This window comes from Cetobacterium somerae (assembly GCF_022430525.1).
Lineage (GTDB): Bacteria > Fusobacteriota > Fusobacteriia > Fusobacteriales > Fusobacteriaceae > Cetobacterium_A.
In genome coordinates this window covers 1,081,427-1,097,350 of sequence record NZ_CP092519.1, presented here as the reverse complement: position 1 = coordinate 1,097,350, position 15,924 = coordinate 1,081,427, and the positions used below count along the sequence as shown (strand labels likewise).

General features: G+C 30.0%; 1 protein-coding gene. It reads right to left on the bottom strand.

From position 1 onward, the window contains the following. Positions 1-63: 63 nt before the first annotated feature. Entirely contained in the window at positions 64-15,858 is a 15,795-nt protein-coding gene (locus MKD34_RS04955) for a hypothetical protein (protein WP_240218507.1), read from the bottom strand. Positions 15,859-15,924: the final 66 nt, after the last annotated feature.

Here is a 15,924-nt window from a genome sequence, read left to right as displayed (position 1 = left end):
ATGAGTTGCTTTTCTTTTACTGTGTAATTAAAGAAATAAAAAGTTTATAAAATCAAACTATTTTTAGAACCTTCCAATTGCATTTATAAACCATCCGTGAGCTTTGTAATCGTCTACACCTAAGTTATCACTAAATCCAGAGAAGTTGTAACCTCCTCCAAACTTTAAATTTCGATGGATATTTTTGTAAATTCCTACAATAGCTCCAGAAGCAATATCACTTTCTTTTTCATCTACTAACCAATGGTATTGTCCATATATATCCCAATCATTTAAAATTGTATAGTTAGCTTTTAATCCTATTAAGTATAAATTATTATTTATAACTATAGAGTTTTCAGAAACTCGAATATATGTATCTTGCTCTTTTCGATAAGCTGTTTTTAATCCTAAATCCCATCTTTCAGTTAGAGAGTAAATTGATTCAAACTCTATAATATAAGCTTTTGATTTATCTGAATCATTAGGATCTTCATTTAAAATTACAGTATACCTAGATAAAAAGTTTAGTTTATCATTTTCAACAGGTCTATAAGCTAATCCGATACTACTTTCTATAAATTTATAATTTTCAATATCATCTGTAAAAGCAAAATTTATCTTTCCAGCAAATGTATATTCATCGCTATAAACATAGTTAAAAGTATTTGTTGTTAAATATTGCCTAATCTTTTGATCCTCTTTTTCTTCTCTGTATTCAATTTTATTTTTTAACATAAAATCAGCTTTTTCTATTCTTGAGTATAGAGATACTGCTTTTCTTTTACTTTCACCTTCGTTATCAGGAAGTTCAATTTTTCCAAGTTGGAAAGATGCTCCAAAAGTAACATCTTCATAGATTTCATAGTCAGCACCATAAGATTGCATAACTCCATTTCTTCCAGATTCTTTTACAAATTGGTTTTCCTGATAGATGTTAATCTTGTCATTTAAACGAGCTCTTTGTCCTCCAGTAATTTTATTGATATCCTCTTCTCCATCCATACTATATCCAAGATACACTGTGTAGTCGTCAGTTAAGTTATAATCAGTACCCACTTCAGTATAGTTTCCTCTAGTTCCAAAACTAGTTTTACCATTTACTGTTAACTTTTCAGTTAAAGATTTCTCTCCACCAAAAGTTATAATATTGTTAGTTTCATAGTTACTGTTTTTATTTACAGTGATTTGTCCCTCTGTATAAACTGTTGTATCTTCGTCAATTTCATATTCTACTCTAGCTCCAACTAAATCTCCTGATCCAATTTCATTTTGATCAAGCTCTTTAACGTGATTAAAAGCTAATCCTGCAGATATTCTTTCTGTTATTAAATATTCTAATTGAATTCCTGTAGTTTCTTTTTTATCAATTAAAGAGTTAAAATAGTCTTTTTTCTCCATGCTTTCGTATTTAATTTTTGCTTTCATTCTATCAGAACTTCTGAAGTTAATTTCACTACCGTAAGTTTCAAGTTCTTTATCACCTAAATCAGAAGCAAAAGAGTAACCTGATTCTTTTTTCTCATACCAAGCTCTTATATCATTTCCATAAGGAGAGAAAACTTCAGGATTTAAATCAGCAAAATTTAAAACTCCACTGAAATTATAGGCATTTCCAGAGATGTTTTCAATATCACTACCTATTTTTTTAAAATTTAAACCGCCATCAAATGATAAGAATGAATTATCACTTTGAATTCCTTCACTTCTACTTATCTCTCCTTTTAAATATGAGTTTTCAGTAGCTTTTAAAATTACCTCTCCACCAGTTAAAGTATATCCTTTACCTTCTTTATTTTCTTTTATGTATGTTCCTCCAACACCCACATGATCATTAATAAAAGTTTTACCACGAAGTCCGTAGTCTTTTTCGTTCATATTTTGTGAGTTCGTTGGAATATATTCATAATCTACAATTAGGTACGAATAATAATTTCCACTAGAGGACCCTTGAATTATATCCCCATTTATATTAGATGCAACTCCAGTTAGAGGTTTATTTAAAATAATTCTACCTTGATAAGGATCAAACTCATAATCTTTTCCTTCTTGAAGATATATAACTTTCTCGGTTAAGCTTGTATTACTATTTACAATTTTTATCCAAACTTTCTCAGTTCCAGATAGAATATCTCCATTTTTAAGGAAATATAAACTACCACCAGTTCCTAAAAATTCATCATGACCATATAAAGAGTCTGGTTCAGATGCAAAGGCAGTTATATTATTTTTATTATCTCCAAATTTAGTAGTTTCATTTGATGTATAATTACCTTTAGCTCCATAAAGACTTCTATTATATTGCATATATTTAGAACCTGTAAAACCAGTATTATAATTTCCCCACATAATAGAGGATTTTTCGTATTGTAATTTTAAGTATATTTTTCCATCAGTTTCAACATCTCTATAAATATATGACTTATCTCCATATGTTGGATAATAAGCATAATCTGTATCTTCTACTCTTTGGAACAATGTTTGTTTATCTCTTTTTAAAACGTCATTAAACATTTCGTTTAGACTATTAGCCTTTGTATCGATATGAGCTACAAATCTAAACTTATCTTTATATTTTCCTCTTCCGTAGTAAGCTATTCTACCTTCATTATATATATTATCTGCAAAATATTCTGGACCAAATGGATTGTCAACATTTAAAACCTCTTGATTTCCAGATATATAATTTCTTCCTATTGAAAAATCAGCTATTCCTGTAGACATATAATAAGTTTCTGGTAAAGTTACTTTTAATGAATATTCACTTTCATTTCCATTTTTGTCAACAACTTTAACAGGGATATTGTATTTATCACTTGGCATATACTTTGAAGCAATGAAAGCATCTTGATCTACATCGTATTCATCTTCTCCAATGTAAACTTTTTCGATATCTTTTAAGCCATCTCCAGTAAATCTAGCCATTCCTGTATTTAGTGGGATATTTTGTATTTGCAGAAATATTTCATTTTTACTCTCGTAGTCAAATAAATCCACAATCGGTTTTTTAGAGACAAGATCGATATATCCTATTTCTGTAGCATCAAAGTTTCCAAATTTATCCCAGACTTTTAATCTTACTTTTAGTTGTTTTCCAGTTTTAAAATCTAATCGATCCTCTTTTTTAGAATTCCAATTTACTTTCATATCATTATAGATTTTTTTTCCAGAAATAACTCCAATTGGTGACGATAAAGTTGAATCTTCTTGAGAATATATTTCAATTTCATACTTTTCTATGAAATCACCATAATTTGTTTTTAATGTGAAATCTAATTCTTCTGTTAGCTCTCCATTTTTTACAACTATTCTCTCAGGCAGATTTAAAATTAATTCAGGTTCTATTTCAATGGAATCATTAATAACCCAAATAGCTCCATCTGGTAAATAGATTCTATTTTTATCTTCGATATTTTTACCTTTAATTCCTCGTACACTGAAATTAAATTTTGTTAATCCTTGAGGTGTAACTCTTTTTATTTGAGGATTTTCAGATAAAATCTCCACATTTTCTGGTAGAGTTGTTATATCTAATTTTATTTCATAGTTTTCACCCATTTTACTATAAACCCATTCATCAGGAACGTGGTATCTACCAAATCTATCTGTAATTGCAATGACTCCAGTGGGAGTTATAAGTCTTACTCCAGGGATTCCTTTTTCGCCATCATTTTGATAACCATCTCCATTTTCATCAAAGAAGACTTTTCCTATAATAGAAGCCGTATCTAAAAGACTATCACCTATTATAGAGACTGTAGCTGTAGCTGTATTAGAAATTTTATTTCCATTTAAAGTCATGTAGGCTTGATTTTTATATTTTCCAAAAGTCACACCGATACTAGGCTTTAATAGATATCTTACTCTAAACTTAGTAAAAGGTTCCATGGTGATAGATGGAAAGTTTAATCCATTGCCTAAAACAGGTTCTGAAATACTAGTTAAATCGTCATTTGTATTTAAAATACCATCTGTTCCAGATTCTACTAACTCTGTAGTACCTTTTATATATTTAAATCCAGGAGGAATAAGGTCTTTTAAAACTACATTTATAAATCGTGATTCATTATTATTTTCTACAGTGATTTCATATTCAACTGCTTCACCGATTTTTATATCTCTTTTAAGGGCTCTTTTAATAACTTTTAATTCGCCCTCATTATCAGGGATTTTCTTTATATAGTTTGTAACACTTGCTGTATCAATTTTTCCTGTTAAAGGGTTTTTAGCAATGAAGGTATTTGTGATTGTATCATCAATACCTTTATTTATTTTTCCTGTTATAGTATAAACTACTTTATTTTGTGCATCAGATCTTAAATTTAAAATATTATTTATATCCTCATTGTCTTTAACTGGAATATGTTCATTTGCTATAACTCCAGTTTCTTTAACTGTTATTTGCCAATCTGTAAATAAAGAGTTACCATTTTTTCCTTTTAAAGATGAAATCAAATCAGTAACTTGGATATCTCTTATATTTCCGATACCTTTATTTTCAATAGCTAAGGTATAAATAATAAACTCATCTTCATCTCCATAGTTATCTTTGTTTGAAATTTTAGATAAAGATAGAATTGCTTCTGGTGGAGTAAATGTTACACTATTTTTAAACTCCTCTTTATTTAAGGAGTCTAAAACATCTGACTCTACAATAATATCTCCAGATAATTCAGGATTTACAACTGCAGTTACTTTATAAGTAATAATACCTTTTGGAGGAATATTTACAACTTCATCAATATCAGTATTTGATAAATCATTAGCTCTATTCATAACTGAATTCTGGCTTTCTGACTTTGATATTGTCCAAGAATTAAAACTTTTTAAATTATTTCCAGCAATACCTAAAGTTAAACTATTTGTTATGATCTCTTTAACATCGATATTATAAGCAAAACCTAAACCAATATTTTCAACGATTAAATCAAATTGAACCTCTTTTCCTGGAATATAGGTAGTTTGCTCTTGGGTCATTGTAGCTTCTATTTTATAATTTTCAGATAAAATTATATTTTCTACAGAAACTCCTGCAGCAGAAGCTATATTTTTTATAGGACCGATGGCATTAGGAGCAACAACTGCACTTACTTCATAAGTTATAGATGAGTTTGGAGGCATATCTAATAGATCTTCTAAATCAACACCTCGAACTTCATTTTTTATTGTTGTAACTACATTTGGAGATATATTTTTTATTTTTATAGTTGCTGATGATATGTCAAAAGCATTTATATTTCCTGTAGGTGTAGTAACTACGATGTCACTTAATATATCTTGAACTATTATATTATCTCCATATCCAAGACCAACATTGGAAACTGTTATATCGTAAGTTAATAGCTCTCCTGGAACATATTTTTCTATTTGAGGTGTTTTAGTTATAGTTATCTCTGATTCTTTTGGTAAAGATTCAAAAGATGAAGAGTATGGTTCTCCAAATTCACTTGCAGATACAGTGTTCTTAATAGCTCCAATAGCATTGTCGATTACGATTGCTTCTATTGTAAAAGTTACTGTATCAAAATTATGAATATCCATAACTACATTTATATCTTTTCCATCTTCAACAACTCCTGTAACAGTACTCAACGAATCAGAAGTATAGCTTACTTTCCAACCTGGTTTAAATGCTGGTACAGTTTCTCCATTAGAATTTAATACTGTGACTTTTGATATTAAGTCTTTTAAAAGAACACCACGAGCATTGTTAACAGTATTATTGACAACAGTTATAGTGTATGTTATTGGTTGTCCAACTACATATTCAATGTTATCTCCTATTTTTTTTAATTCTAATTTAGGGATTTGCTGTATTGCAGTTACAGTGTCACTTTTGTATGTAATGCTATTTTGAACAGCTCTAGCTGTATTTTGTATTATTCCAATAGCATTTTCAGATGTATTTCCACCAATGACTATAGTAACTGTCGTATTAGGTGCGATATCTCCTTTGACAACTAAATTACCTTGAGTTATTTCTTTTGAATCAATAGTTAGTGTACTAATACCTTGACTTATGATTGAAGCACCAATACTGTTGGTTTGAAAAGCAGCTCCAATTCCTCCACCTAAAACTTGAGTTTGAATAGCGGCAAGATCATCATAAATACCGACACCTTTTAACCAACCGTCACCAGTATTTTCAATAGTTAACGTATAGTAAAGTTGATTTCCAGGTTCATAAAACCCTGTACTTTGATCTTTATTTATAGTTAGTATTCCAGGCACAGAATTTAAAACTATTGTATTATCAAAAGTTGTTCCTAAATACGTTGCCTCTGCAGTATTAGCAATAGATTCGATTCTCGTTTTTAAAACTTGCGCTTGGATTTGTATGTTTATACTTTCTCCAGGGTGTATATCTGCAATGGCTGTTAAAATTCCATTTTTTATATTTAAGTTATTAACTTTAGACAGACTATCCCACGTTGGTGTTGCTACAATTGTTGCTAAATCAAAAGCACCACTTAAAGAAAGATTATCTTGTACAAGAACTCCAGATGCATAACCATCACCATTATTAGTAACTTTAATGTTATAAATTAACTCTTTTCCTGGAGTAAACGATGTTGTTGGTGATGTTTTGGTAATTAAAATATTTCCTGTATTTGGTTTTATTGTTGCATTTTTAGTTGTAGATTTAGAATCGTAAGTTAATGTAGCTGTATTAGAAATTTCTCCAACAGCATCATCTATTGCAAAACCAGATACACTAATAATAGCAGTTGTATTAGGTGCTAAATCTCCAGTAACATTTATATTTCCTGATGTTGGAATATTTAATGATGTATTTGATGAATCACCAATGATAGAGGTATTTATTTGGTATCCACTTTTAAAAGGAAATTTTTTACTACCATCAATTGTATCTACTACCATACTTTCAATTAAATCTTGAATATTTAATCCTGCTGCAATAGCTGGACTATTATTTTCGATAGTGATTGTGAATCCTAAATTTCCTCCAGGTGAATATGTTGAGTTATTAAAAGACTTTGTTAATAGAACAGTAGCTTTTTTACTTGTTGCCGTTACACTAGCAGTTTGTTGTTCGTTATCTTTTGATGCAACTGCTTTGTTTGTAATATCACCATAAATATTATTGCTAACAACTCCTGTAACTGTGAAGACAGCTGCAACGCCAGGAGCAATATCTAGTGTATCATCTAAATTTTCTGTATTAGGATAAGAGTTATCAACATATACAATTCCATCGATTGGATCAGGTTTTCCAGAAACTGACCAAGTTGAAAATGCTGAGGATATTTTTCCACCAACAGAGTTAGTTTGGATATTTCCTATTAAATCTTGAATTTTTATATTATTTAAGTATCCAAGACCAGTATTTGCAACTCTAACTTCATAACTAAGTAATCCACCAGGAATATATGTAGTTTCTGAAGTTAAATTTTTAGTAAGTTCTAACTTTCCAAAAGCTGGAGAAATTGTAGGCGTTCTGGAGTTTAAAATTCCAAGGTTAACTTGATTACTAGGAATTACTCCTAAACTTTCATCAGAGATTTTCCCAGTTAAAGTTATAATAATATTTGATTTAGGAGCAATCGTTATCATTGTATTTAAAGGTGTGTTAGGCATGAAAGCCCCACTATCTATAACAGTTCTTTTACTATTAGAAATATAGCTCCAACTATATTGAGATAAAACATTCCCGATATTATCACCAGCTAATTCTGTGACTAAAAGACTAATGTTGTCTGTTAAAGAGGTATTGTTTAAATAACCATCTCCAGTATTTGTAATGTTTATTTCATAAACTAATTCGTCTCCAGGAGAGTATGTCATTCCAATATTGTAATTTTTACCACCTATACTTTTTATAATTTTTGTAATACTTGGTTTTGGTGCAGAAGGTAGTACAATCGTTTCTGCACTATTTGTTTTAGTTCCTTGAGAAACTTTAGCTAAATTTATGATGTTTCCTATAGGACTTTCAAATTCTGTTTCATTTAATGTAGCTTCTAACTTTATTATTATTTCCCCATCTTTTTTTAAAGCACCACTAACAAAAATTGATTTATCTGTAATATCCTTATTCAATTCTATATTTGAGGTAATGTTGTCTTCTTGTGGGTAATTGAATTCCGTAATTTTATAACTACTAAAAGCCTTGATGGTATTATTAAGACTACTTCCTACGAAAATATTTAGAATATCATCAGTTAAAATTATATCTGCAGCAGCAGCACTCTGTTCGTTATTTTTTAAAATTATAGTATAATTTATGATATTTTTTTCAGTTGGATCTATACCATTCCCTGTTTTATAAAATTCATCAGAAGTTATCGTTAGATTCAAATCTTTTATTACAGGCGTAGAAATAACTTCGTTTGTAAAACTTCCGTCTACATTGGCAGCATTTACTATATCACCTATTGTTCCAGTTTTTAGTGTTCCTGAAATTGTTAGTGTTTTAGTTGAATTTGGTGCAATATTAATAGTTTGATTTAAATCTGTTGAGTTTTCAAAAGCCAGTGTAGTTGTTCCATTAACAAATTCTGTTTGTATTTTACTTAACTCATCTATTACTGATATATCTTTTAGCCAACCTTGACCTGAATTTATTAAGTTTATTGTATATGTTAAAGTATCTCCATCAGAATAGTTTAGTTTATCTACAGATTTGTTGGCAGTTAAAATACCTTTTACAGATTTTAAAGTTACGCTTCCTGTGGATAATCCAGCTGTTGCTGTATTGGTTATTGGTCCATAAGCATTCTCATTTACTAAAGCACTAATAACAACTTTAACAGTGTCACCAGGATAAATATCAGCTGAATTTTGTAAATATCCGTTACTTAAATCTACAGGTCCAAGTATAGTATTTGAACCAGATGTTTGATTAATTAATTTAATATTTGTAAAAGCTGGAGCAGTTGTTCCATCAACAAGTTGCACTGTTTTATCTAATAAATTATCTGTAATTACACCGTTATTTACATATCCAGATCCAATGTTTTGAATGTTTAATGTATATTCTATTGTTCCTCCTGGAATGTAGTTAGAAAGATTTGCACTTTTTGAAATCTTTAAACTTCCAACTTCTGGTTCGATAGTTACTTTATTAGTTTCAGAGCTTGATCCATTATAGCTCCACTTAGCAGAGTTTTCAATTTTACCTAAAGATTTTGAACTTGCAACTCCAGCAATACTTATAGTTAATTCAGTTTCTTTTGCCAAATCAATTTCATTATTTATTAAATCACCAAATCTTGGGATTTTTATAGCAGAATTTTCAGTATCTCCAATTATATTTGTCGTTATTGACCAACCGGATTTCAAGGCTTGATTAGATGTTCCGCCTGCTTGCTCTGTTTTAATTCCACTTATTAGATCACTTATCAATAGATTGTTTATTGTTGTATCTGAATTATTTTTTATGGTTATTTGAAATCCAACATTCCCATCAGGAACATATGTAGGGCTTGATACTATTTTAGTTACTTCAATATCAGATAAATTAGCAGGCTTTAATGTTATAGCTTCTGATGTATAAACTTTATCACCTAAAGTTGCTGTATTGATAACATTTCCAACTATATTTTTAGATAAAGTTGCTTCTATATTAAAAGAAACTTCAACTCCAGGACCAATATCTATAGTTGTATTTAACCCAGCTGGACCATTGATAGCTCCATTTAAATATGTGAAATTACTGAACTCGCTTCCTGTAGCACCGTTGTAGATGATATTCCAAGAGGTAAATGCAGCACCTTGTTTGCCACCTACAATTTCTGTTGTAATTTCTCCTATTAAATCTTTAAGAACTACATTATTTCCATAACCAAGTCCTGTATTTTTTAAAGTTAGCTTATATTGAACATTATCTCCAGGTACATAGATTCTATTAGACGGCATAATTAATGCTTTTGAACCTGTTAGAACTGCTTGTTCAGGATTAATTGTAGCTGACTTTGTTTCAACGCCGTTAACCATTAAAGAATTTTCAGGTATTATTCCTAGAGCTTTTTTGCTTATTGTAGCAGAAGTTATTATTGTGATAGTTTGACCAGGTAGTATATCTGCATTTTTTCTAACCAGGATAGAACTATCTCCTTGTATCGGTTCTACAAAGTTTTCTCCTGTATTGACTGTAGGAGGACTAATTGAGATATTTTGAAGAGCTTGATTTAAACTAGAAGCTCCAGATTCTTCTGTTAATATATTTGTAAAAATATCTGTTATTTTAACATCATTTAAAATACCTCTACCTGTATTGCTAATTGTTATTTCGTAAGTAATAGCATCTCCTGGTTTATATGCCTGTCCTGTAAAAGTATTTCCATTTAAAGTTTTGATTATATTAGTTGTTGATATAACTCCTGGATATGGCTTTAGTACAGCAGTTTTAGAATCTTGTCCATAAGTTGATGTATTAAAAATATCACCAAATATTTTATCTCCAACTGTTGTTTTTATTGTAAATACAACACTACCATTTTGAGAAATAATCATGTTATTAATTGAGATATTTTCATTGTTTTGAGGAAGAGTTGCTCCTATTAAAGTTATATCACCAGATTTTTCAGTGTTAATTGTCCATTTGTTTCCAAATGGATTAACCTTATTACTTCCACTTCCAGCTTCGTTTGCCATTATAGATGACAATGTGTCGAAATAACTTTTTCCATAAGCCGTTCCTTTTCCAACGTTTTGAATTTCTATTTTATAAACAATAGTATCACCAGGTGCATAATTTGTTATTTCTTTAGTTCCTGTAGAATCAAATGCTTTCTTTGTGTGTAAAATTACTTCAGGTGCCATTTGAGCTGTTTGAGAAGTTCTTATAACACCGTTAACATTTACAGAGTTGGAAAAGTTTCCAACAGCTAGAGGATTTACTTTAGCTAAAATAGTATATTTTATAAATCCATTAGGTCCTATATCTACTGTTGTATCTAGATTTTGATTATTTTGAAAAATACCAAAATCTGTAGCATTAGAGGTATCTTTTTCAGCAGTAATAGTCCATGACTCAAAAGCTTTCCCCACTCCACCAGTAGCTAAAGTTGTGTTTATATCACCTATTAAATCTTTTATAGGATAATTATTTATTATACCTGCATTTTGATTTGTAATAGTTACTGTGTATTGAATGTATCCTCCAGGAACATACCCAGCATTAACAGCTGTTAGCCCATCAACATCTAAGTACCTATCCATTGTTTTTGTAACTAAAAATCTATTTTGTGGAGAACTTGTTCCAGCTGAAACAGTATCACTATCCACATCTAGTTCGTTTATTATTCTTCCAATGGCAGTATCTGCAACTGTTCCTGAAATTTCATATTGAATATATCCTCCAGTTGGAACATCAATTTTTACATTGATATTCTCAGAATCGGCAGGAATAGGTGCTGAGGCTCCATAGCCACCAATAGAAATGTTAGCAACTTTTATACTTCCAGGAACAAAAGCAGGGATAATTCCACCTTTGGAACTTTCAACTTTTATATTTCCAATGTTATCAACTAAGTCAACTTGTCCAGCGTTTCCATTACTATTATTTTCAACTCTTAAAAGATAAGTTAAAGTTTGACCTGGAAAATAGTTTCCTCCTACAACTTGCTTTGTAATCGAGAGATTTTGTCTATAAAAAGTAGTAACTAATCCTTTGTAATTTATATCACCTAAAATATCTGGTCTGATTTTTCCAGTTATTTTATAAACTAAATAGTCTCCTTGAGCTATGTCTACAATACCAACTAAATTTGTATTTGGCTTGATACTCTCTAGAGGTATAGGAACTGTACCAGTAGAAACTTTTGATTCATTTTGTATAAATTCTACATTGAATTCATTTTTTCCTGTAGTAGGATTGAAAAAGACATTTCCTTGAGTTCCATTCATAAGTTTTACATTTAAGTTACTTATATCTTCGTTAACAGAAAAATTATTTAAATAGCCAACGCTATTTGGAGATATTTTTATTATGTATGTTAAGGTATCACCAGGAATATATTTGCTTGGAGTTACACTTCGAGTTATTCCGCCGGTAGACCCTAAAACATTATTTTCTATAAAACTGCTAGCTATGATATCATTGCCGTTATAAACATTTGCAGTATTTTTTAATTTTTGAATCAAAAGTTTGGGATTAGGGACTGCTATAATTTTATATTCCACACCTTGTTGTGGGTTTAAATTACTTATTAAATCATCTAATTTATCATTGGTTCCAGTACTTATTAATACTCCACCTTTGAAAATTTTCCAAGATGTAAAAGCAGGACCTGTAATATCTGTTGTTGAAGTTCCATTCTCATTAGCTAAATTACCAATAATGTTATTTAAGTCATCAACTATTCTTATATTTTTTATTGGATTTTTAGAGTTGTTTAAAACATCTATTATATAAGTAAAATCTTCTGTGGGTATTATAGATGGTATGTTTGTAGTTTTTCTAATAAAAATAGTCCCATCTTCATTTGCATTATCCTCACTAGCTGAAGCAGTGCTGATATTTCCATTTTGAGGATCATACACCTGAACTTCGTTTGTAATTATTCCTGTTAAATTTTTATTTAATTGAGCTACAATATTATAAGTAATACTTCCTCCAGGAGCTATATCAACTGTAGTATTTAGATCATTATTATCACTTATATTACCAATTGTTGTTCCATATCCCTTTGGTGTTCCTGTAATTGTCCAAGATGAAAAAGCTTTATTTTTAGCTCCGTCGACAACGTTGTTTAAACTATCAATTATTTGAGCGTTATTTGCATAACCACTACCTATGTTTTCAACAACAATTGAATATTCAATTGTTTCTCCAGGTATGTAACTTGTATTTGTTGAAGATTTAGAAATTCTTAAAAATGGGTCTTTTGGTGATGTTGTAGCTGTAGATGTAATACCATCAGCTGTTGCACTGTTAGTAAAAGATCCATAAAAAATTTGAGTTCCATTATTATTAATATTTCCTGTTATTGTAAAGACTACTTTTCCTCCAGGAGCTATATTAACTCTGGTATTTATATCTTTTCCATCTTCAACTAAATCTCCTGAAATAGAAGTTCCTTCTCCAATTAATTGCGTATCTATTTTCCAACCTGGTTGAAAAACTAAAGCTTGATTACCAGATAGAAGTTCAGCTTCTATTGTAGAAATGCTATCTTGAACAGGAACATTCATAGCTATTCCACTAGCAGATGAGTTTTCGACTTCAATTGTATAAATAATAGTTTCATTTTCTTCGCTGATTATATTTCCATTAGAATCTAAGTTATTTGGATAAGAGTTTTTATTTACACTTTTCTTTATACTCACATTCGTTGTTCTTGTAACAATACCTCGATCACTTGTTAGCTCTCCATCAACTAAAGCAGTATTTATGATTCTTTGATCTGCTAGAGGATTAATTGTTGCTATGATAGTATAAACAATACTATTTCCTGGAGAGATTATAGCTTTTACATTTAAATCTTTATCTATTAATTCATTAACTAATCCTGTTTTATCTGGACCAGATGTAACTATATTGCCCTTAGAATCATAAATAACTCCAGTTACGACTGTTTTTGTGTATGCTTGACCTTGAACTCCTGTTACAAGAGTGGTTTTAATATCTGAAAATATATCTTGAACAGGTATATTTACCGCTGTTCCATTACCAGTATTGCTTATTGTAACCGTATAAATTACATTTTGCCCAGGAGTATATTCTGTCTCATTTACTTCTTTTTGTAATTCTAATTTATACGGAGACATAGATATTCCATTTCCATTTTCAACAACATTTCCAGATGGATTATCATCATAAATTTTTCCCACAATATCTGGATTAACTTTAATAATTAATTTATAAATAACTTCTCCATTAGGACCTAAATCAGCTACTATATTTAAATCTTGTGTTCCTGGATTTTCAACTCCATAATTAAATTCTCCTTGAGTTGTTCCATTACCTGTTTTAGATATAAAGTTTAAACTCCAACTTTTAACAACAGCTGAATTTTCACCATTTGTATTTAATGCAGTTATTTTAGAAAGGCTGTCGGTTATATTGATGTTATTAGCAAATTTAGTATCTAAATTTCTAACAATAATATTATAACTAATTGTTCCTCCAGGAGTATATTCACTTTGATTTGGAGTTTTTACAATTGTTATGGATTCGTTGCCTGTAGTAATTACTTCAGCAGGATTATAAATAGCTGTAGATGTCTGACCATTTATCTCAGCAGTATTAGATATTGTTCCAATTGATGTATCTTTAGTAATAATTGTTACAGTGTAATTAATCTCTTCTCCTGGATAAAGAATTACATTTTGATCATTTAAATTAACATTATTTAAAAATCCTCCATTTTGTAGAAGATTAGAGGTGCTATTTGTTGATTCAGTTCCTAAACTAGCAATGATATTCCATGTAGATACAGGATTCCCTTCGATATCTTGAGAGGATACTCCACTCGAATTTGCAAGTGAAGATTTAATGTTTGTAATATTATCGATTACATTTAGATTGTATCCAATACCTTGACCTGTATTTTTAATAGTGATTAAATATTTTATAGGTGCACCAGGAGTGTAAACATCATTGCTTAAAGGTGTCTTTGAAATCTCTATATTTGCAGGTTTAGATATTAAGCCACTATCTTCTGAGGTAAGAGTATTTCCATTTCTATCTGAAATTGTAGCTGTATTTTTAATCTCACCAACTACATTTGGATTAACAAATGTTCTAACAGTGTAACTTACATAATCTCCAGGGGCAATTGATATATTTTTTATATTCAAATCTGTATTAGATGAAATATTTCCGGCAGAGCTAGAGTTAGTTCCTGTAGATGGGATAACAGTTATTCTAGTTGTATCAAATGCTAATACTTGATTTCCATTTGCATCAACTGAGTAAATTTGAGAAAAATAATCTGATAAACTCATATTTGTTATAGGTATATCTTTACTTGTATTTGTGATTAAGAGTCTGTACGCTACAGCTCCATTTGGACTATATTGTTTATCTGGATTTAAAGTTGTTTTTTTAAAAGTATAGCTGTATTTAGCTAAATTAATTGGGTTAGCATCAACAGTTTGTGTTTTTTTTCTAGAAGTGAGAGAAACACTGTTGTTAAGAGTACCAATAAAACTGTCATTTAGTTGTCCAGTAATTGTGTATGTAATATTTCCACCAACTGCTATATATGCACCTTTAGCCATTAAGTTTCCAGTTGGAGAATATATTCCTGGATTTGTACCTATTCCAGTAGAAGTAGCTGAAATACTAGAGCTAACGAAAGCAGAGTTATCTAATATATCTTCTATATCAATGCTTTTAATAGGAGCTTTACCTATATTTTCAACAAGAATATTATAGCTTACAGTTCCTCCTTTTTCATAATAAGGGAGTGTTGGAATTTTATTTACTTCTAAATCGTAAAAAACTCTAGTCATAGTGTTTTCCTGAGTAATTTTTTCTCCTGAAGTACTTACAAAATTGGCTATAGCATCTATTGTTCCATTTATATTTGGATTTATCGTTCCTTTAACTGTATATGTAATACTTCCACCAGCATCGATAAATATTCCAGTTGCTTCTAAATTTCCGGTAAATGAAAAGCTTCCAGGATAAGTATATTTACCGTTTGTTTTGGAACTGTTTTGAAGATTGTTAAAAATTATTCCTTCCCCTCCACCATCTAAGGTAGAAGTTAAATTCGCTAATGGAAATGAAAGTGTACCACCAATACCTGTAGCGGTGTTGTTGGTTAACGTAAGTTGATACTCAACACCATCTCCATTGTCGTATTCCCCTTGTGGTGATATTCTTGTTAAATTAAAGTCTATTGCTAACATTATTTTAGATAGCAAAATAAAAAAAATAAGAAAAAATAATCCCCTTTTCCTCATTTAATACCCTCCTAGTTTTTCTTTATAAATTGCATGATAAATGTTTAATAAAAAAATCCAAGATAA